This is a genomic window from Vibrio fortis, from assembly GCF_024347475.1.
GTDB lineage: Bacteria > Pseudomonadota > Gammaproteobacteria > Enterobacterales > Vibrionaceae > Vibrio > Vibrio fortis.
The window spans coordinates 487,449-507,157 of the sequence record NZ_AP025488.1 but is presented as its reverse complement, the minus strand read 5'-3'; the positions used below and the strand labels follow the sequence as shown (position 1 = coordinate 507,157).

Genomic DNA, 19,709 nt, shown 5'->3' with positions numbered 1-19,709 from the left:
TTCTGTTGTGAAAAAAATCGTTACGCTTCTCTTGTCCGCCTTGGTGTTCAACGCACACGCATTAGAACTGACTCATGAAATGGGAACCGCCCACTTTGAAACTCCCCCCCAAAAAGTCATCGCTCTAGACTGGGCGCTATCAGAGACAGTACTGAGCTTGGGCATTGAACTGGAAGGCATTGCTGATGCAAAAGGCTATCAACAATGGGTAGTAGAACCTCAACTCAACGAGGGTGCGGTCGATGTTGGTTCCCGCCGAGAACCAAACCTAGAGCTGCTCACCAAGTTAAAACCTGATGTTATTTTAATGAGCAAGCACATGGCGGCTGCGTATGAGCAGCTCAACAAAATTGCACCGGTGCTGGTTTACAGCATCTACAGCGAAGAAAAACAGCCGCTTGAGTCTGCGAAATCGGTAACGCGCTCGCTCGGCCAATTGTTTGACCGTGAAGCGCAAGCCCAAGAGGTCATCACCGCCACTGAGCGGAGGCTAAATGCCAATGGTAAGCAAGTTAATGTGGCAGGAAACGCTGAAAAACCGCTACTTTTCACTCGTTTCATCAATGACAAAACACTGCGTATTCACAGTACAGGCTCTCTGGCTCAAGACACGATCCATGCTATGGGTCTGAACAACAACTGGAAAGAACAAACAAACCTTTGGGGCTTTAGCACCGCGGGAATCGAAAAAATCGCAGAACATCAAAACGCCAACGTGATGATATTTGGTCCGCTTACCGACAACGAACGCAACAAGCTGACCGGCTCTCCACTTTGGCAAGCTATGGCTTTCACTCGCAATGATTCGGTTTATGAACTGCCTGCAATTTGGACATTTGGTGGACTGATTGCCGCTCAAAGGTTTAGTGACCACATCACCGAGCTGTTGACCAACCAACCGTCAAATCAGCAACCATGATCACAACCAACACTTTAACGCCAAAGGTAGGCGTATTAAGACTCAAAACAGCAGGGCTATTCGTCATTGCGATTTTAATTATTGGTTCACTGCTTGAGATCACCGCACCATACTCCCAAGGTCTGGGGCTGATTGGGGATACGCTATTTAGGTATGACGCATCAAACTATCAGCACATCATCACCAACTTAACCTATCTGCCCCGTTTGACTGTCGCTCTGATTTGCGGATTTGCTCTTGCAGTCGCAGGTTGCGTAATGCAGTTTGTGTTGCGAAACCCAATTGCTTCTCCGACAACGCTCGGCGTGGCGGCGGGTGCAGAACTGGGCATGGTGTTGGGTATTCTATTTCTGCCTGCAAGCCTTGCTTTACCAAACTTTTTACCGGCATTTATCGGAGGCTGCTTAGCCACAGGGTTAGTTTTCTTGTTGAGCTCGACACGCGGTTATTCACCTTTGCACATGGTGTTATCGGGCATGGTCGTGAGCTTGTTCTTGGGTTCACTCAATACCATGTTGCTGATGTTGAACGAACAGAAGCTCACTAGTTTGTTTGTCTGGGGAGCTGGCGTCCTCAATCAAAACGACTGGTCGAGTACTCAGATTCTTCTTCCGCTGGTCTGCATACCAACCTTACTACTCCTGCTACTTCAGCGCCCGTTGGCATCATTGCAGTTTGGCGATAACGTCGCCACATCACTGGGCGTGAACATCAAACAGATCAAACTACTGTGTTTGTCCTTATCGATTTTTATCACCGCAGCTGTGGTTAGCGAAGTTGGAATTATTGGGTTCATCGGTATTGTTGCTCCTGCGATTACACGCATGTTAGGAGTGCGAGCGCTAGCAAAACAAATCCTGACCAGTGGAGTGATCGGTGGTGTTACCTTGTTAACGGTTGATCTGTTAATCCAACCATTTTCCGGTGTCGGTGGTGAGCTGCTACCCACCGGAGCTATGACAGCTCTGCTTGGTGCGCCGTTCCTACTCTGGTTATTGCAACGCACGAAGCTGAATTCAGAGCTGAAAAGCCGCAGTGAGCATGTCGAACATTTCAAACATATCGCCATCAGCAAAGTGTTAGTTGCCATGTTGTTGGTGCTTATCTTGGTGTGTACGGTTTCAATCTCACTCGGGCGAAACCAGCTTGGTTGGAGCTTAGAGTTAGATTCATCTCTGCTTGAGCTTCGCTTACCAAGAGTGCTTGTTGCATTGTTCGCGGGTATTGGATTGGCGTTTGCCGGAACCATCATCCAACGAATATCAAACAACCCAATGGCAAGTCCCGAAGTCCTCGGCATCAGTTCAGGCGCGGCTTTGGCACTGGTGCTAGGCACTCTCATCGGCGGTGCTATTGGGCGTGAACAACAGATGATACTAGGCACATTGGGGGCTGCATCGGTGACCGGTATTGTCTGGTTGGTGGGCCGAAAACATAACTTTGCACCCACTCAAACCTTACTTACAGGTATTGCATTGAGTGCCGGATTGGATGCTCTGCTCAGAATCGCAATGAGCTCTGGTAACGAGAACGCCACCGCACTGCTGACTTGGTTATCCGGTTCTACCTATCTCGTTGCTGAGAATGATGTTGTACTCCTCGCGTTCGGTGTATTGATGGTTGGTTCACTCGCTATCTCACTGAATCGCTGGATAGAACTGATTAATTTGGGCGAAGTCACCACCACCAGTTTGGGCATGAATACGACCTTAGTGCGCCTAGTTCTGTTACTGCTCGTTGCGGCGCTCACCACACTATGTACGATTGTCATCGGCCCTTTGAGTTTTATCGGATTGCTCGCACCACATATGGCACGCTCACTGCACCAATATCGCGCGGTACCGCAGATGCTGACCGCGGCATTGTTGGGGGCAATCATCATGGTTTGCGCAGATTGGATCGGCAGAACCCTTTGGTTCCCTTGGCAATTTCCAGCAGGGCTGCTCGCTTCTCTGATTGGTGGTGGTTACTTCCTCTACCTGATGAGACGCTAAACTCTTTTCGCAATACAATACTCACCAAACAAGCCCAGTGGTTAATGAATCACTGGGCTTTTCTTTTAAAAGCAACACGTCGTATTTCTGCAACAAAAACACAATTTATGGTATTCGCTCGTGTTTCTGTTTACCATGAGCACAACCATTTACCTTGGGTGTAATAAGTTACGTTGGTGTAACGGTACCCAGAACAATCTTGGACGATATGGACACATCAGCAATCACACGACTTCAACGAGATCTTCTCTTCAAAGTGATAACACGACTCAAAGAAGAAAACGCCATTGCAGGCAGTAGTTTGAATGAATCATCGCTTGCCCAGCAGTTTGAGGTCTCTCGTACTCCGATGCGAGCTGTGCTCAAACACTTGTCCGATCAAGGTGTGGCCAAATCCGTTCCATACAAGGGGTTTGTGCTGCAGATCGATGCTTGTGATATCGAAACTGCAGAGCAAAGCAACCAAGAGCAAGCCCGCCAAGAGCAGCTTTACCTGAGATTGCTGATGGATATCTTTTTCGGCGAGATCAGCGATTCGTTTTCGGAAAATGAACTCCAGCAACGCTATGGTGCCAATCGTGGCGAGATACAATCTGTCCTCAGACTGCTAGAAAGCGATGCCATTTTCCGACGCAGCCCTGGCTACAAATGGCAGTTAGACGGGGTACTCAACTCTCTTGAAAGGCATACCGAAAGTTACCGATGCCGTTTAATTTTTGAGCCAGCTGGCCTGCTTGAACCAACGTGGAAGCTAAAACGTGACGCGTTTGAGAAGTGTCGTGAGCGCCATATTCAAGCAATCAAGAATCCAGACTCAGTCACCGCTAGCCAGCTTTTCACGCTCAGTGCCGACTTCCATGAAATTCTCGCCGCAAGTTCAGGAAACCGATTTTTGCTCGGTATGATGCAGCAGCAAAACCGACTGCGTAAGGCGACCGATTTAGTCTCTATGCACATCCAGTCTTCTGTCAGCCGCTCATGCCAACGACGTCTAGACATCATGGATCTCGTTTTAGAAGGGAATAACCAGATAGCTTCGGAGAAGCTAGCTCAGTTACTTGAAAATGACGTTCGAGTTATGAAGCGTACCTACCAAGACGTGATGAATGTATCTCAAGAGCAACGAGAGCAGATCATCAATAGTATTTCTCTAAAAAACGGCTAATCAACAGGGTGACACTGCATTATGTCGCCCTCCTCCCTTCTTTGTAAAAACCAAAAAATAGCAATTAAAATCATAAGCTTAATGCAGTTTTAGTATCACAAGAACTGGCTCACACCTACTCGTCTATTGTTGCATTTGAAAATAAATCGCATTTGCATATTGTTTTTTCGCAACAAAAACACAATAATAATGATTCTTATTTAGAATCAAAAACAAAAAGCAAGCATGCGCTTGGTCTAAGTTCAACCACTTGATTCTCAATAAAAACAATAAAAATAAAGTCATCACGCCAAAGAAATGTGTGCAGCCTTTCATTGATAATTGCAGAGAATAAAATGAAAACCGAAAAAGGAAGTTTCAAACTTTCCACAGTCGCTCTAGCAGTAGCGGCGGTAAGTTCCGTATTCACAGCCCAAGCGCAAGATCACACCACCGACGAAAAAATGGTAGTTGTATCTAGCCGCACCCCAAAAGCCATTAGCGATATTCCAGGTACAGTTTGGTACATCGAACCACAACAGATCGAGCAGGAATACCGAGGCGGTAAGTCCTTAGGCGAAATCCTAGCAGGCGCTATCCCATCTCTGGATGTGAGCAGCGGTGCTCGTACTAACTACGGTCAAAACTTACGTGGTAGAAAAATGCTAGTGATGATTGATGGCGTGTCCCTGCAATCTTCACGTCAAATCAGCCGCCACCTCGACTCTATCGACCCATTCAATATTGAACGTATCGAAGTGCTATCCGGCGCAACATCAATCTACGGTGCTGGTGCTTCCGGCGGTGTAATTAATATCATCACCAAAAAAGCAGATGGTGAAGAGCTTGAGTTTGAATCCTATGTTGGCGGTACATCAGGCTTCAACTCGGGTGAAGATTTTGACTACAAAGTTGGACAATCGATCTCAGGCGGCAACGAAACTGTTCAAGCACGTTCGTCTGTTATCTACACTGAAACTCAAGGTTTCTTTGACGCGAATGGCGATATCGTTACACCGGATATTTCTCAAGGATCTCTGCAATTCAATAAAACGCTCGATTTCCTAACGACTGTTGGCGTTAATGTCTCTGAGACGAAAAAGCTCAACTTCCTAGCTCAGTATTACGACAGCCAACAAGACTCTCCATATGGCTTATACATTGTTGGGCGTGACTTCGTTGACGTTCGTAAAGGTTTTGATTCAGATAGAGAACATGGCACCGAGCGTATCATGCTGAGTGCGTCATACATTGATGAGCAGTTCCTTGGCCACCAGCTAATTGCTGAAGCGTCATATCGTAAAGAAGATCAGACTTATACACCTTATTTCCAATCTTCTGGTCAGCAAATCACTGATGTGCTCTCTCTAAAAGCGGCATTGGCGAAAGACTTCGGTCGCTTCAACATCGTTTATGGTGTGGATGCTTACCAAGACACGCTCGAAAGTAACCAAGCGCTTTACGATCCGACCATTGCTAACAATTCGGGTAACCTCATCAACAAGACTTTCGCTGAAGTCGGACGCTATCCAGGTGTTGAAGTCGCGTCTATCGCGGGCTTTGTTCAAGCAGGCTTCGACATCACGAATGATTGGTCTGTAGAAGGTGGCTTCCGTTACCAATACATGAAAAACACCATTGATGACTTCGTAGGCTACCAGCAACAAAAACAGATCGCTGCAGGTAATGGTACTAGCGCAGACGCAGTTCCTGGCGGTGAAACGGATTACGGTGTTGGTCTTTTCAACTTAGGCACGGTATATCACCTAAACAGTGACTCACAAGTTTGGGCAAACTTCTCACAAGGCTTTGATCTCGCCGATCCCGCTAAGTACTACGGTCAAGGCAACTACACCTTGGTCGGCGATCACTGGACGCTTAATGACAGCATCAATGTGAATGACTCTAAGATGTCAGGTATCAAGACCAACAGCTTTGAACTCGGCTACCGCCTAGACACTGGCGACCTAAGCTTGCAATCAGCGGCTTACTACTCTCAGTCTGATAAGAATGTTAAGTACAACAAAAACACATTGTTAATCGAAGAGATCGACGACAAGAAACGTGTTTATGGCTTAGAAGCGCTTGCTTCTTACTGGGTACATGAGAACGTTCAGCTGGGTGCATCTGGCCACTACGTTGTTTCTGAAGTGAAAGGCGATAACGGCTGGGAAGACCAATCTGCAGGTGAAGCGAGCACATCAAAAGCGAACGCTTGGGCAGGCTGGTACGAAGCAGATCTATCTTTGAAGGTTCAAAGCCAAACCATGTTTGACCATGAAGATGACAGCGATAACAAACTCAATGGTTACACCGTCTTCGACCTTATTGGTACTTACCAACTACCAGTGGGCAGCCTAGGTTTCGGTATTCAAAACCTGCTTAACAAAGACTACACCACGATTTGGGGTCAACGTGCGCAGATTCTTTACGCAACACACTATGAATCAGCCGCTTATGACTACCGTGGCCGCGGGCGTACTTACACTTTGAACTACCAGGTTAAGTTCTAAGTTAACGATAAAAACTCAGTTCTAAGTTAACTATCTAAACAATGAAAAAGGCTCCTACAGAAGGAGCCTTTGTTACATTCATTTCTATTCAAGCATATTGTCGCTATAAATATTTTTCTATCGGTAGCAACTGCAAGAATCCAGATTGCGCTCGCTCCCATTTGCCGGTTTCTGGCTCTTTATCCCAGCTTTGATCACTGGAGTACCAACGTACATCGCCGTCTTCCAAGTCTAAGCGCCAGCTGTTGTTAATATCCATCGCCTCGTTGATCGTGTCCGCCAATTGCGTTGCCACTTCAGGGCTGTCTATTAACAGTACCGATTCCGTATTTAGGTACGTTGAGCGTAGATTAAAATTGAACGATCCAATGCTTGCAACACGATTATCAAACACCACCGACTTAGCGTGCAGACCATATGCGGTTTTCGGCGCACATTTATCTGCATCTCTAGTGGATACCTCACAAAGTCCAGAATCTGGTCGCAGTTCAAACAGCTCAATGCCATGCTCAAGCATATCTTGGCGTCTTCCCGCATAGGCAGAGTGGTTAGTGACCAAATCATTTGAAGCCATCGAGTTGGTCAACGCTTTAATCTCAACACCTTGATTATTCAACATCTGCCACTCTTCAAGCTGACCGTCATCAAACACCAAGTAGGCCGACTCTAGCAAAATTTCCTGCTTTGACTGCTCTGCCAGCTCACCTAGTATCACTGCCGTCTCTTTTGGCTGGTTGGTTTCACCTGCATCGACAGGGATTGGGCGATCATAAACAAAGTGCGCCTCGACCCATGTCATCTGTGGCGCCAACTCACTTAAGAAACGCTGAGATGCTTCTTGCCCGATAGGCAGATCTGGATAATTTTTATAACGAGGCAGTGCGGCCTGATCCAGAAGAGAGAGGTCGGTCGAATCGGCATCACCTAGCATCTCAACTGGGTAAGACCATTGACTGTTCCAGTACTCGACAAAGCTGCTTTGAATCTCTGTGACAACCTCGCCGCGAACCAACACATCCCTATCTCGGAAGTTAATCTCATCAGAGTAATCAAAATACTCATCACCAATATTACGTCCGCCAACAACTGAGAATACGCCATCGACCGTGAACGATTTATTGTGCATGCGTCGGTTCAAACGCGAGAAATCCGATAGAAAGCTAAACCACTTTGAAAAACCACTGCGACTTGGGGTTGGGTTAAAAATACGGATCTCTACATTGGGGTGAGCATCTAAGGCATTGAGCAGTGCTTCGCGCTCGTTAAGGTTGATGTCATCAAGCATCACACGCACCTTAACGCCTCTTTCAGCCGCCGCTAGCAAACGGCTAGCAAGGTAGCCCCCTGTATTATCGGAGTTCCAAATGTAGTACTGAATATCGATGCTATGTTCAGCACTCTCCACCAGCGCGATACGTTGAGCCAAAGCATCCCAACCCGCTTCTTGGATAAGTACCGCACTATGGCCAATTTCATTCGGCTGTGCTGGATGTTGATGACTCACATTCCAAAGCACACCTTGCTGTGGTGCCACAACCGGTTCTTGAGCATGATTTACTTGTTCTGGTAACGAAGAACAGCCACCTAGCGTAGCAATGAGTAACAAAGAGAGACTGATGCGTTTGCGCGCAAGCATTAATTCCATTCCTTAGTGGTGGGTGATCTACAAGCCCTGACGGTTCAGGGGAGACCAAGTTTATAAGTCCTTATTAATGAAATATATACCAAACTTTCCACTTTCCCCCACTGATTGCGCAATAAATGGGAGCCAATATCTCAGCTCCCACTGTTTCAGCGGGCTTTTGAAGCATTGCTAGGTATGAAGAGCACTCAACCTCAGAGTTTGCTCAACACCAGATTCGTGAACAAAGTCTAGGTCATGACTCACCAGAATATACCCTCCTTGATACTGCGCGAGCGCCTTCGCCAGTATGACTTTCGACTCTATATCGAGATGGTTATCTGGTTCATCGAGCAACAAAATAGGTTGGTTGAGTTGATGACTCACCATGAGCATCGCCAACTTCATCTTTTCTCCACCGCTAAGAACTTGAGCACTGCGATTAACACTGTCACGACGAAAACCAATGCCGGCGAGCAAAGTCCGAGCCTCACTCATACTCAAGTTAGGACACGCTTGAGTCAGGTTATCAAGCATTGAGAGGTCGAGATTAATCGCGCCAAAATACTGATCGAGATAGCACACCGGGGCGCTAATTTGTAACTCACCATCGACTAAAGATCGTTGTCCACGCAGCACGTTCAACAAAGTCGATTTCCCAATGCCATTTTTCCCTTCAAGATAGAGTTTACTATTAGAGTAAAGCTGAAAGGTGATTGGATCATGCTCAGAAAACGGTAGTCTGCCATTAATGACAGACAGCACCTTTTTACTTCGTACATCGCTCTGTCCCAAGTACAGAGATTGAGATTGGCTTTTCGCGTATCTAGCTTCTAAGCATTGCGCTTTGTCGTCTAAATGCGTGCGCCGCAAATTCTCATTTCTTAGGCGATTCGCCATATTCGCGGTCGCTTTCCCTTTCTTGGCATCCATCAAGATCTTAGGCTGGCTTCCATTTTTTCGTTGTTTAGTTCCTTGCGCGGCTCTCTGCTCTGCTTTCTCACGATTACGCTGCGCTTGCTTTTCTAGCAACTTCTGCTGTTTGAGATTGTGATTGAGTTGACGCTCTACCGCCTTTTGCTCCGCTTCGTTTTGCGCTGCGTAATCGTCATAATTACCGCCAAAAGTTCGTAAGCCTAAGGTTGATAACTCCCAGATCTCATTCATGTTTCTCAGCAACTCTCGATCGTGGCTGATCAACAAGATCCCTCCATTGAAGTGCTGCATGGCATCCATAAGCCATTGCTTTGACTCGTAATCTAAATGGTTTGAAGGTTCATCTAGCACTAAGAGCTCACACTCACTATCAAACGCTTGCCACAACAGTAATTTTGCTCGTTGACCACCACTAAGCTGCTCGCATAAAAAATCCGGTTGTGGAGGTAAACCTAAACGCAGCAAATCATCTTTCAAATGCTGCTCTAAATTCCAATTGTCTCCAACCACTTCAAACCAATATGGGTCACAATCCCCAGACGCAACTTTCTTTAACGCACCCAATATTTTAGATACACCTAAGAACTCCGCGATGGTTTCGCCATCATTAAAACGATGCTCTGTTTGTTGTTGATAAAAGACGAAGCTTTTTGGCTCTGACACTGTTCCTTCATAGGGCGCTGTCAGTTTCAATAGCATAGCTGCGAGCAACGACTTACCCGCACCATTTGACCCGATAAGACCAACGCGAGAGTCGGTCATAACACATGAGAGATTTTCAAAAATGACGTCGCCATTACTAAATTGATGGCTGATATTATTTGCTTGTAAATATGGCATGTATTGCCTCCTGTAAACAGGGACATCAGCCGCAGCAGCACGTTACGAATGTGAACCGATAAACACAGTAACTCTAAGAAAATCAATCGTTTAAAAACGATCGTGAGTTATATAACGGTTTGATAGATATGACGACAGTGAGCTACGCCTACTAACCCTGTAAATCCAAAAAAATGTAATAAGTGGATGACAGGTTTAGTGATTCATATTGGCGTAAACTCCTCGAGAAATGATGGTTATATTTTCACCACTTTAAAGACAAAAAGCAAGCCTAGTACAAGCAAAGCAGTCATTGCAGAAATGACTATTTGTTTAGAGCCAGCAAAGCTAAGTAATAAAGCTCCATTGGTTTCTCTATCATTTCGGCGGTTAACTCGGTTCGGTCTGGGTTACAGTTCAGCGCCAGTGCGTAGCCGTGAAGATAGTCGACCAACAAATCTCGGGCGGTGTTTCTCTGTTCTTCCGACAAATTAAGAGATGCTATCGATGCTTCAAATCGTTGGCTAAACACCTCTACTGGGCTTAATGACTTCATCGTTAGGAGCGTCTCTAGCAACCCTGGGTGATCATTTAGAATCGTTAAGTAACTGGTACTCAGTCGATAAATGTTGTCTTTCCAATCAAGCCGATCATCAGGCTCCACGATCTCTTGCATCAGTGAGACTGTAATCGCTTCAAGCAACTCACTCTTGTTTTTGAAGTAGTGATAGATGGCCATTGCATCCACACCCAGTTGGGTCGCGAGCGCACGAATGCTCGGGATCTTGCCGCCTTCTCGCATCATCACTTTGGCCGTAGCTAAAATCCCCTCGGCACTGAGCTGACGATCCCCCACTTTTGGACGACCACGTTTTTGATCCTTGACACTCATGGGATCTCTCCATAAACTTTAATTCTACACTGTAGAATATTTTAATTTATCTTTAACAAGAAGCCAAGCTCTGGCCTAGATTTGGAGTAAAAGATGTCGAACATCGTGTTTATTGCAGCCAGCCTTGATGGGTATATCGCAGACAAAGAAGGTGGCCTAGATTGGCTACAATCCGTTCCTAACCCAGACAATGATGACTTAGGTTATAACGCGCTAATGGAACGTGTGGACGCTCTCGTTATGGGCCGTAATACAATGGACATCGTTCTGAGTTTTGGCATTGACTGGCCTTATACCAAGCCTGTGTATGTACTTAGCAACACACTCACGGAAGTGCCTACTGAACTTGAGGGTAAAGTGTTCTTGGTGAAAGGAGAACTCAGCACCATCGTCAGCGATCTCAATAAACAGGGATTAAAGGATCTCTACATTGATGGCGGTGTGACGATTCAGAGCTTCTTAAAAGAAGATCTGATTGATGAGATGATCATCACCACCATTCCTATTCTACTTGGTGGTGGCTCTCCACTGTTTGGTGAGCTTACATCTCCCCTCCATTTTGAGTTGAAAAACAGTGAGACTTATTTGGGGCAAATTGTACAGAGTCAGTTCATCAGAAAGCGCTAACACTCTGAAATAAATAAGGTTATTTGAGCCTAACTGAGTTGTGGTACTCTACGTGAAATCATACATAACGTATTCACCTCAAACCAGTGGGCTCTCATGGACGACAAATCACAACGCTATTTAGACAAATTTCTCAATTCGCTCTCAGAACAGACACGTCTCAAGTACCAATCTTTCAGCTCCGACTATTTCTGCGGCGACGAATACAATGCCAATTTGTGCGCAGAACTTATTAAACAGGGTAAGAAAACCGCAACTTGCAGCATGGCCTATTGGTATGAGTCTGGAGAAGAGCCGATGCCTACCGTTGGTCACCTGCAGGTGGTGACCGATTGGCATGGCAATCCGATCTGCATTATTGAAATAGACACCGTTACTCAATGCCCTTACAACGCAGTAACCGCAGAATTTGCCAAGGCAGAAGGTGAAGGTGACCTGTCTTTAGAATGGTGGAGAGAAGCGCATTGGAATTTCTTTTCGAAAGAGTGTGATGAGCTCAAGATTGAACCTCAGCAAGATATGATGTTGGTTCTTGAGCGTTTCCATGTGGTATATCAATAAATAACAACACGATGCACTGTTAAATTCACTATTTTATCAGTACCATTTGGAGCACATCTCTCAAATGGTACTGCCCTTATGAAGCTTCTTGTCGATCGAACTGGTGAACAATTTCTTGAAATACTGGAAGAATCTGGAGATTCACTGCTGGTTCAGTTCATCAGCAATGAAGGTCTTCGCAAAGGTAAGCCATTCAAAGATACGTTAAGCGGTCTGTTTCTCACGGGATGGAAGCCTCGTACCACCTCCACCGCTATAGGTTTAGAACGATTTAAGCAAGGAAAGCTGCAAGATCCTAAGGTGAGCTTTGCCCTTCATCAACTCTATCCTCTTGGTCGTGATGTGAAGCTTCCGAGTGGCGAAATCGCCACCGTTGCCAGTTATGCCAATACGCACGCCGATGGCTACTACATGTTCGTAAGACTAGAAGGCGAATTAAAACGTTTGAAAATGACGCCAGATTGGGAACTGCAGCCTTCAGAAGTTAGGTTAGCCCTACCCTACTATCCTGCACCCAGAAGCAAAGAAGAGCTGCAAAACATCGACGACTTCGATGCATGGGCGGGTGGGTTTTAGCCGCTTAAATCAGTATCTCGTCCTAAAATACCTTGCCAAAAAAAGCCGCGTGGATACGCGGCTTTTCAATTATTGTTTCTTTAGGTCATCCAGAACCATCGAGTTGTGTTGTTCGTGGATGGTATTAACACGAACTCGCTTTTCAGGCTCTAGGCGCTCATATTCCGTAAGATAAATATCGCTGTGAATGTGCTCAGCAATCATCTTAACAATCAGTCGGTTATTCGAATACAAGCCTAGAGTTTCTTCACGGTGAGAGAACATCAGTGCCAACTTCATATCGGCAACACACATAAATCGGTGTGAAGGGTATTCTGTCTCTTCGTTCTCAGAACGCGAGTAGAGCTCAATTTTTTCGTGTGGCTTAGCCATCTTATTGAACGAAAAGCCTATCACTCGAACACCACGTTCAATCGCGTCACACAACTCTTTTTCGAACAGGTTTAAATTGAAATCCGTATTGAGGTAAATTTCTAAATTCGCTTGATTGATGATCTCTTTCGCTTTCTGAAGAAGGTTTTCGAACCCAGTTAGGTTGTAGACGAACTCCTTCTCTTCTTGAAGCATCATCTTTGATAGTTCAGTCTTGAGAATATTGATATTTTCAACGGTCTTTTTTTCGATTTGGCTAAAGATCAACTCTGGTGACTTGGCTTCATACTCTTTGGTATCGCCATCAGACATAAAGATGTAGCCATTGGTATATAGATTATCAATCGACGAGTAGACTGATGAGCGAGAAAGAGCGATCTCTTTAGCAATCTTATACCCACTCGCACGACCATTCTTAAGCAAATTAATGTAAACAAGTGCATCGGTTTTGGTGAATCCAAAATCCATTAATTTGATCACTAACTCTGACACGGGTTGTCCTCTGAAACTATTCAATACTTTCTTCCTGCTAAGATTACCATTACTGCAACTATGAGCGTAAATGATTGTTGTTATTTTTTATTGCCATGAGAGCCGCACCGTAGGCAAATACAAAGCTATCCTGTGAGTTTTGAATAATGACAGGTAGCGATTCTGATGAGTGATACCGAGACAAGGCAACCTTGAGCTCTTTGTTGAGCGAAGGGTATGCGGTTGCGAATCCAGAAAGAACGAGCTGCTTGGGCGCTAATTCCTCAATCGGCGACAATAAGCTACGCGCCAACTGATCGATAAAGGCTCGGTACACCCGAGTCGAATGGGTATCTGCCTCCTCCACACCTGAGAAGATATCCGCCAAGGATTTGTCTTGAAGCACCACCTGGTGATATTGACGCTCAATGCCTTCTATCGATAAAAACTGCTCGATACACGCCTCTCGACCGCAGCGACATACCGGCGTCAAACCATCAATCAGCCACTGAAAATCTGGCAGTGGTGAGTGCGCCCAATGGCGACACAGTGATTGTGCAGACCACTTGCCATTTTTATAGAAACTTAAGCTACAGCCTACATCGAGCGACACACTCAAAGCCGCGCCGTCGACAGCATTAAGCAAGTTGCTATCCGAAGCGAAGCCCGCTTGTGAAGCATTCACTATCGAGCAATCAAAGCCAAAATGGTTGCTTAAGTCTATGGCTAGCTGAGCTGCATTTACGAGTGACAACCTATTGTTACTGCTGCCACGAAAGGTATGTAGGTGCTCACATACACTAATGACGACTGTTGTTATCTTCCCGAATCGCCAAACCGTACTTGAGACTAACTGCTTCAAGCACTCCAATAATTTGGGTGAGTCATCCGGACAGTTTTGGACATTACGATACACCTCTCGCCCTGAGGAGGTGTTCGTAACAGAATGGATGGATTGGGGATCAATAGAGATCCCCATAACAACAGAGTCACTCATGTGCGTTACGCTTTCTCAATCACGTAACCAAACGCATCAAGCGCATAAACTTGCCCGTCCAACTCAACCAACTTAGATTGGTCACTATTGTTGAGAATGAACAAATAATCAGAGCGTCGGTACGCGATACAGTTTTCATCATGAACTGGAACCCACTCCAGATTTGGCTGATTAAACTCTGGGTTGTTCTTTCTCATGGCGATAAGTTGCTGAATAAAGCGCTTAAAGTCTAAGTCGTGGTTGCTTTCATCCCACTCCATACACTTGCGGTTATTCTCGCTGCCCATGCTACGCCCGCCATCCATGCCAACTTCACCACCGTAGTAAATACATGGTGCGCCCACCTGAGTGAACATGAACAAGTAAGCTAACTTGGCTCGACGCTTATCACCCTGACACAGAGATAAAATACGTGTCGTGTCGTGGCTATCGAGCAGGTTAAACATCGCTTCATTAACGTTTCTCGGATAAGCCAGATACGACGTATTAACCGCGTTTTTAAAGCCATCTTTATCCATCGCAGACAGAGCAAAGTAGTCGGTAATCGCTTGAGTTAATGGGTAGTTCATCAATGAATCGTACTGGTCACCTCGTAGCCAAGGCATCCCTTCGTGCCAAATCTCACCCAGAATATAGCAATCCGGATTGATGCCTTTGATAACGGTGCGAAAGTCACGCCAAAAGGCATGGTCGACTTCGTTTGCAACATCTAAGCGCCAGCCATCAATCTTGAACTCTTCAACCCAATAGCGCGCGACATCAAGCAGATAAGCACGACACGCTTCGTTCTCTGTGTTGAGTTTTGGCATCTCTGCAACATTGCCGAAGGTTTCGTAGTTGAGGTTCCAGAAGTCCCACTGATCTTTGGGCGTATCAGGGTAGACTGGGAACTGATTGACCCAGAACCAATCGGCGTATTTGGATTTTTTACCTTTCTCGACAACATCTAACCAAAGTGGTGATTGAGCGCCGATATGATTAAAGACCGCATCCAACATCACCTTCATGCCACGCTGATGAGCCGCTTCAACTAACGCTTTAAACGCCTCGTTGCCACCGAAGTGAGGGTCAACGTTGTAGTAATCAACTGTGTCATATTTGTGGTTGGCATTGGCGGTAAAGATTGGGCACAAGTACAAGCCATTCACGCCTAAGTCTTGCAAGTAATCGAGCTTCTCAATCACTCCCCATAAATCACCGCCCATGAAATTATCGGATTTTGGTTCTGTTCCCCACGGCTGTACGTTAGCCGGCGAAATATCCGGTCTACCGTTGGCAAAACGTTCTGGGAAAATCTGATACCAAATCGTATCTCTCACCCAGTCTGGCGTTTTTAAAACGTCGCGCGGGTTGATGTATGGAAAACAGAAAAAGTTACTGAGATTGCTCAGCTCCACTTCTGCTTTGCTTGGATCCGAAAGGTCTGCACAACGCTTCTCACCAAACAAGATTTTCTCACCATCTTTACCATAAAGGATGAATCCATATCGGCTACGACGCTTAGGTGGCTTGAAAGCCGCAAACCAATGATCGTGGTGCTCCGTTTCACCCTCGTGGCTCATCGGGACTTCGTTGCCTCCAACCCAACCGTGAGCGTCACTGCCACCCAAGTTACCGCCATCTAAACCGCCTTCAGCCCAGTGGTAAGGGTCACCTATCCATAGAGCGACACGCTCAATTTCGCCTTTTGCACTACGTAATCTCAGATGCAATGTCTCATTATCGTAGGCGTAACTATCCGCACTCTTTGCCGAGTGTGTAAGCGCACTTTTTGTAATCATTATGTATTCCTAGCTTTTTATTCTTTTACTGCACCGCTGACGAGGCCGGTTGTAATGTGTTTTTGTGTTGCAACAAACAACAAGGTGATTGGCACGGCTACCAATAGAGAACCTGCTGCAAACAGAGTGAAGTTTTCTGCTGAGTTCGATGAGATCCAGCTAAAGATACCGATAGCCAGTGTCATCTTCTCTTCACTTCTTAAAATCAGGGTTGGCAATATGAAGTCCATCCAAGGGCCTGTGAACGACACCAAGCCAACAAACACCAAGATAGGCTTGGCAAGAGGAAGGATGATCTCCAAGAAGATAGTCATATGCCCTGCACCATCAATCTTCGCTGCTTCATCAAGCGATGTTGGAATCGCATCGAAGTAACCCTTAACCAGCCAAATCATGAATGGCAGAGAGCCTGTGACATAAACAAACAACAGCCCAGCGTAGGTATCAATCAGCCCCATTTTTGAGAGCAAAATGTAGATCGCTGTCATCGATAGGAAAGCCGGGAACATCTGAAGTACCAAGATGCTCATCATGATGTTTCGCTTACCGTTGAAACGGTAACGAGAGAAGATAAACGCCGAGAGTGTGACCACAACCAAGGAGATAATCATGTTGGCGGTTGCCAAGAAAAACGTGTTTTTGTACCACTCAAAATACGGCGTATCGTTGAACAGCGCGCGGTAGTGGTCCAAAGTAAACTCAATGCCTGTAAACGAAGAGCTGAAAAGGTTGTTACCGACCTTGAACGATGCAAGTACTGTCCAAATAACCGGGCCAAGAACCAGCAGTGCATTTGCCGTTAAGAACAGATAAACAATTACGGTCCCAACTTTGCCAATAAACTTATCCATCTTACATACCTACATCGTCTTTAAATGAGTTCATGCGGCGGAATTGCCAAATCGCGATAACCGACAAGAACAAGAAGATCACAATTGAGATAACTGACGCGATTTGATATTGCTGGAAGTCGAGAGTCAGCTTGTAGATCCAAGTAATCAAGATATCGGTGTGCCCTGCAAAGCGATATTCAGGGTTAATTGGTCCACCCTCGGTCAGTAGGAAAATCGCTCCGAAGTTGTTGAAGTTATGGGCAAACGTCATCACCAAAGATGGCGCAACTTGGTGAAGCACCATCGGCAAGGTGATTTCCCAGAACTGTTGGAACTTGCTCGCGCCATCCACTTCACTTGCTTCGTATAGGTCTTCAGGAATATTGGTTAATGCCCCTGCAATCAGCAGCATGAAGTAAGGTGCACCGACCCATACACTCACCGCAATCACTGTGATCTTGGCAATAAAGGGATCAGACAAGAAAGCGACAGAATCAAAGCCCCAGCTGTTCAGCGCTGCATTCACTGGACCAATGCCGTTTAGTAGCAAACGGAACATCAAGAGAGTGACAAAAGCAGGAATCGCGTAAGGAAGAATGAAGACAAAGCGCCACGCTTTTTTCGCCTTTATCTTCTTGTTCTGCAGTGCCAGCGCCAGCAAAAAGCCGAAGCCACAGGTACAGACCGTTGCGAAGAATGCCCACATTACTGTCCATGAAGCGACACCGAAGAATGTACTCGACCAGATCTTCAGCTCAAACAGCGCAAAGAAGTTCTTAAACCCAACCCAATCGACCAAGTTCTTCGGCGGGATGTGATGAGGTGCGGAATAGTTGGTAAAAGACACCATCACTGTAATAATGATCGGCATGATGATAAATGCGATGCTCGCGATAAACGCAGGCGACAACATAATGAACGCAAACTTGCGATCATAGATATCTTTCAGTTGTTCACTAAGAGACAGTTTTGACGGCTGAGTCAGTTGTGCATCGCGCACATTCGATACGTACAAGCAGATAAACAAGAATGAGTAGAGCAGCGCAATCACACCCTCAACCAACATAAAGATTGAGTTATCGCCTTGTGTGATGGTAAAGCCTTTACGTACTTGAGCAACGTCACCCAAAGTCACAAGGCCTTTTAACGACTCCACAATTTCAGGGAAAATAAACAACGTAATCAGTTGGATGGCGAGAAAAATCCCGCCTTTCAACCAGTGTCCCTTTAAGATCTGTGTGCTCCCCATGACAAGGAGAGCAGCAGGCAACTTAGGAGCTGCCTTAGTCTCAGATAACAACATAGGTCCTCTTCTACTCTTGTAGTTCAATCTGTTCAGCAATAATTGAACGAGCGCGGTCAAGAACAGCTTTTGGTGACTTATCATTTACCCACAAGTCGGTAATTGCGCTGGCCATTGGTGACCAAATAAAGCCCATCTCCGGTAATGAAGGCATCGCATCAGAGTAGAAACCTTGAGTGATGATCGCGTAAGTCGCTTCATCCGCATTAACAATGATCTCTTCCATCACCGATTGAACGGGTGGAATCGATTGAGTCATTTGGTAACGCTTCTTCAGCATGGTTTCTGTTGATAGGTAGTCGGCAAACAATTGAGCCGCTTTTGGATACTCGGTGTAAGAAGAGACCACTGCAAGTCGAACGGTTGAGAAGGTACGTGGCTGTTGGCCTTCCAGTTTTGGCATTGGTACAACACCAAAATTCACACCAGAATCTTTGTAACCTTGAATCGCCCATGGGCCATCAATAATCGCTGCTACTTTACCCTCACCAAAAAGGCCGCGGCGAACTTGCGGGTTGCGCATATCAATTGGGTTAGAACTGTTTGCTACGCGAAGGCTTTTCATTGCCTCTAACCCTTTTTGAGCTTCCTCTGAGTCAATGCCGATATCTTTCGCGTCGGTGCCGTTATTACCAAACTCGTACGCACCATACAAAGTTACAAACATGCGCGACTCGTAGTAGTTTTGGATATCCCAAAGCAATGCATACTTGTGTTCTTGCTTATTATTGAATGATTTCGAAAACTCAATAATCTCCTCAAAACTCTCTGGAGCTTTCGGAAGCAAGTCTTTGTTATAGAAAAGTGCTGTAGTGGCAAAGCTAACAGGAAAACCATAGCTCACACCTTCAGACTTAGAAGCGCTGATGGCATTTTGCATAAACGTGCTATCAATGCGCTCTGAAGAAACCAGGTTCTCCATGGCCCCACCCGCAACAACCAAACGTCCCAGCAAATCGTGCTCAATTTCTGCCACATCAGCCACTCGAGCTGAGCCACCGTCCTGAATTAAACGAGAAGCAGAATCGATAGGTGCGAGTCCACGAAACGAAAAGTCGACATCGTAACCGAACTCTTGATTAAAAGAGTCTGCTGCATACTCCATGTATTCAACGGTCGTTTTATCCGTCCAAATGAGTAGTTCGGCACCCTTCTCTGGTGTTATCTCTTCAGCGCTAGCCAACCCAGACATCAATAGCGAGGCCAATAGCGTTGTTCTAAATAGCTTTTCTTTCATACTCACACCGCACAAGTTAAATTTAGTAGTCCATAAGATACTACTAGGTTATATCTCGCCCTAAACAAGTCAATACGATTTGTTCAAATCAGAACCACCTTTGTGACTTAGAT

Annotated in this window: 16 protein-coding genes; 7 read left to right on the top strand and 9 right to left on the bottom strand. The window is 45.8% G+C overall.

Going from position 1 to position 19,709, the window contains the following annotated elements:
* The first annotated feature begins 7 nt into the window (after positions 1–7).
* The 4 genes from OCV50_RS16845 to OCV50_RS16830 all read left to right on the top strand — a co-directional run bounded on the left by OCV50_RS16845 (position 8) and on the right by OCV50_RS16830 (position 6,570).
* The gene (locus tag OCV50_RS16845) at positions 8–919 is read left to right on the top strand and encodes an iron-siderophore ABC transporter substrate-binding protein (protein WP_261905012.1); all 912 of its coding nucleotides are present in this window, start codon (positions 8–10) and stop codon (positions 917–919) included.
* Positions 916–2,913 (top strand): Fe(3+)-hydroxamate ABC transporter permease FhuB, encoded by a 1,998-nt coding sequence (gene fhuB, locus OCV50_RS16840; protein ID WP_261905011.1) that lies wholly within the window; start codon positions 916–918, stop codon positions 2,911–2,913. The genes OCV50_RS16845 and fhuB overlap by 4 nt, the downstream gene beginning before the upstream one ends.
* A gap of 208 nt (positions 2,914–3,121) precedes the next feature.
* The gene (locus tag OCV50_RS16835; RefSeq protein ID WP_261905010.1) at positions 3,122–4,078 is read left to right on the top strand and encodes a GntR family transcriptional regulator; all 957 of its coding nucleotides are present in this window, start codon (positions 3,122–3,124) and stop codon (positions 4,076–4,078) included.
* A gap of 335 nt (positions 4,079–4,413) precedes the next feature.
* A complete protein-coding gene (locus tag OCV50_RS16830) occupies positions 4,414–6,570 on the top strand; it encodes a TonB-dependent receptor (protein WP_261905009.1) in 2,157 nt (718 codons plus the stop codon).
* Between the two features lie 103 nt (positions 6,571–6,673).
* Here the strand turns inward: OCV50_RS16830 and OCV50_RS16825 are convergent, their stop codons facing one another.
* The 3 genes from OCV50_RS16825 to OCV50_RS16815 form a co-directional block, all read right to left on the bottom strand.
* The gene (locus tag OCV50_RS16825; RefSeq protein WP_261905008.1) at positions 6,674–8,206 is read right to left on the bottom strand and encodes a phospholipase D family protein; all 1,533 of its coding nucleotides are present in this window, start codon (positions 8,204–8,206) and stop codon (positions 6,674–6,676) included.
* A 177-nt stretch (positions 8,207–8,383) separates the two neighbouring features.
* The gene (locus tag OCV50_RS16820; protein ID WP_261905007.1) at positions 8,384–9,967 is read right to left on the bottom strand and encodes an ATP-binding cassette domain-containing protein; all 1,584 of its coding nucleotides are present in this window, start codon (positions 9,965–9,967) and stop codon (positions 8,384–8,386) included.
* 304 nt (positions 9,968–10,271) lie between these two features.
* Positions 10,272–10,838, bottom strand: coding sequence for a TetR/AcrR family transcriptional regulator (locus OCV50_RS16815; protein ID WP_261905006.1), 567 nt, complete (start codon positions 10,836–10,838; stop codon positions 10,272–10,274).
* Positions 10,839–10,931: 93 nt separating this feature from the next.
* Here OCV50_RS16815 and OCV50_RS16810 point away from each other — a divergent pair, with 93 nt between their 5' ends.
* From OCV50_RS16810 to OCV50_RS16800, 3 genes are all read left to right on the top strand, one after another.
* Positions 10,932–11,465, top strand: a complete 534-nt coding sequence (locus OCV50_RS16810) for a dihydrofolate reductase family protein (protein WP_261905005.1) — start codon at positions 10,932–10,934, stop codon at positions 11,463–11,465.
* A 96-nt stretch (positions 11,466–11,561) separates the two neighbouring features.
* Positions 11,562–12,026: an ASCH domain-containing protein gene (locus OCV50_RS16805; RefSeq protein ID WP_261905004.1), complete on the top strand. Its 465-nt coding sequence runs from the start codon at positions 11,562–11,564 to the stop codon at positions 12,024–12,026.
* Positions 12,027–12,104: 78 nt separating this feature from the next.
* On the top strand, positions 12,105–12,602 hold the full coding sequence (locus OCV50_RS16800; protein WP_261905003.1) for a hypothetical protein: 498 nt from the start codon (positions 12,105–12,107) through the stop codon (positions 12,600–12,602).
* A 69-nt stretch (positions 12,603–12,671) separates the two neighbouring features.
* On the opposite strand, the gene OCV50_RS16795 is transcribed toward OCV50_RS16800, so the two are convergent.
* Genes OCV50_RS16795 through OCV50_RS16770 form a run of 6 tightly spaced genes read right to left on the bottom strand, consistent with a single transcriptional unit; the run spans position 12,672 to position 19,596 of the window.
* Positions 12,672–13,466, bottom strand: a complete 795-nt coding sequence (locus tag OCV50_RS16795) for a TrmB family transcriptional regulator (RefSeq protein ID WP_239839506.1) — start codon at positions 13,464–13,466, stop codon at positions 12,672–12,674.
* Between the two features lie 58 nt (positions 13,467–13,524).
* On the bottom strand, positions 13,525–14,442 hold the full coding sequence (locus tag OCV50_RS16790; protein ID WP_261905002.1) for an ROK family protein: 918 nt from the start codon (positions 14,440–14,442) through the stop codon (positions 13,525–13,527).
* A 5-nt stretch (positions 14,443–14,447) separates the two neighbouring features.
* Positions 14,448–16,223, bottom strand: a complete 1,776-nt coding sequence (locus OCV50_RS16785; RefSeq protein WP_261905001.1) for a glycoside hydrolase family 13 protein — start codon at positions 16,221–16,223, stop codon at positions 14,448–14,450.
* 17 nt (positions 16,224–16,240) lie between these two features.
* On the bottom strand, positions 16,241–17,074 hold the full coding sequence (locus OCV50_RS16780; protein ID WP_261905000.1) for a sugar ABC transporter permease: 834 nt from the start codon (positions 17,072–17,074) through the stop codon (positions 16,241–16,243).
* 1 nt (position 17,075) lies between these two features.
* A complete protein-coding gene (locus OCV50_RS16775) occupies positions 17,076–18,359 on the bottom strand; it encodes a carbohydrate ABC transporter permease (RefSeq protein ID WP_261904999.1) in 1,284 nt (427 codons plus the stop codon).
* Between the two features lie 10 nt (positions 18,360–18,369).
* A complete protein-coding gene (locus OCV50_RS16770) occupies positions 18,370–19,596 on the bottom strand; it encodes a sugar ABC transporter substrate-binding protein (RefSeq protein WP_261904998.1) in 1,227 nt (408 codons plus the stop codon).
* Between the last annotated feature and the right edge of the window lie 113 nt (positions 19,597–19,709).

Bases quoted from the DNA above. Each gene is read 5' to 3' on its own strand.
- OCV50_RS16790 (WP_261905002.1), bottom strand. From the start codon at position 14,442: ATGAGTGACTCTGTTGTTATGGGGATCTCTATTGATCCCCAATCCATC.
- OCV50_RS16820 (WP_261905007.1), bottom strand. From the start codon at position 9,967: ATGCCATATTTACAAGCAAATAATATCAGCCATCAATTTAGTAATGGC.
- OCV50_RS16770 (WP_261904998.1), bottom strand. From the start codon at position 19,596: ATGAAAGAAAAGCTATTTAGAACAACGCTATTGGCCTCGCTATTGATG.
- fhuB (WP_261905011.1), top strand. From the start codon at position 916: ATGATCACAACCAACACTTTAACGCCAAAGGTAGGCGTATTAAGACTC.
- OCV50_RS16775 (WP_261904999.1), bottom strand. From the start codon at position 18,359: ATGTTGTTATCTGAGACTAAGGCAGCTCCTAAGTTGCCTGCTGCTCTC.
- OCV50_RS16835 (WP_261905010.1), top strand. From the start codon at position 3,122: ATGGACACATCAGCAATCACACGACTTCAACGAGATCTTCTCTTCAAA.
- OCV50_RS16800 (WP_261905003.1), top strand. From the start codon at position 12,105: ATGAAGCTTCTTGTCGATCGAACTGGTGAACAATTTCTTGAAATACTG.
- OCV50_RS16805 (WP_261905004.1), top strand. From the start codon at position 11,562: ATGGACGACAAATCACAACGCTATTTAGACAAATTTCTCAATTCGCTC.
- OCV50_RS16830 (WP_261905009.1), top strand. From the start codon at position 4,414: ATGAAAACCGAAAAAGGAAGTTTCAAACTTTCCACAGTCGCTCTAGCA.
- OCV50_RS16815 (WP_261905006.1), bottom strand. From the start codon at position 10,838: ATGAGTGTCAAGGATCAAAAACGTGGTCGTCCAAAAGTGGGGGATCGT.
- OCV50_RS16810 (WP_261905005.1), top strand. From the start codon at position 10,932: ATGTCGAACATCGTGTTTATTGCAGCCAGCCTTGATGGGTATATCGCA.
- OCV50_RS16785 (WP_261905001.1), bottom strand. From the start codon at position 16,223: ATGATTACAAAAAGTGCGCTTACACACTCGGCAAAGAGTGCGGATAGT.
- OCV50_RS16825 (WP_261905008.1), bottom strand. From the start codon at position 8,206: ATGCTTGCGCGCAAACGCATCAGTCTCTCTTTGTTACTCATTGCTACG.
- OCV50_RS16780 (WP_261905000.1), bottom strand. From the start codon at position 17,074: ATGGATAAGTTTATTGGCAAAGTTGGGACCGTAATTGTTTATCTGTTC.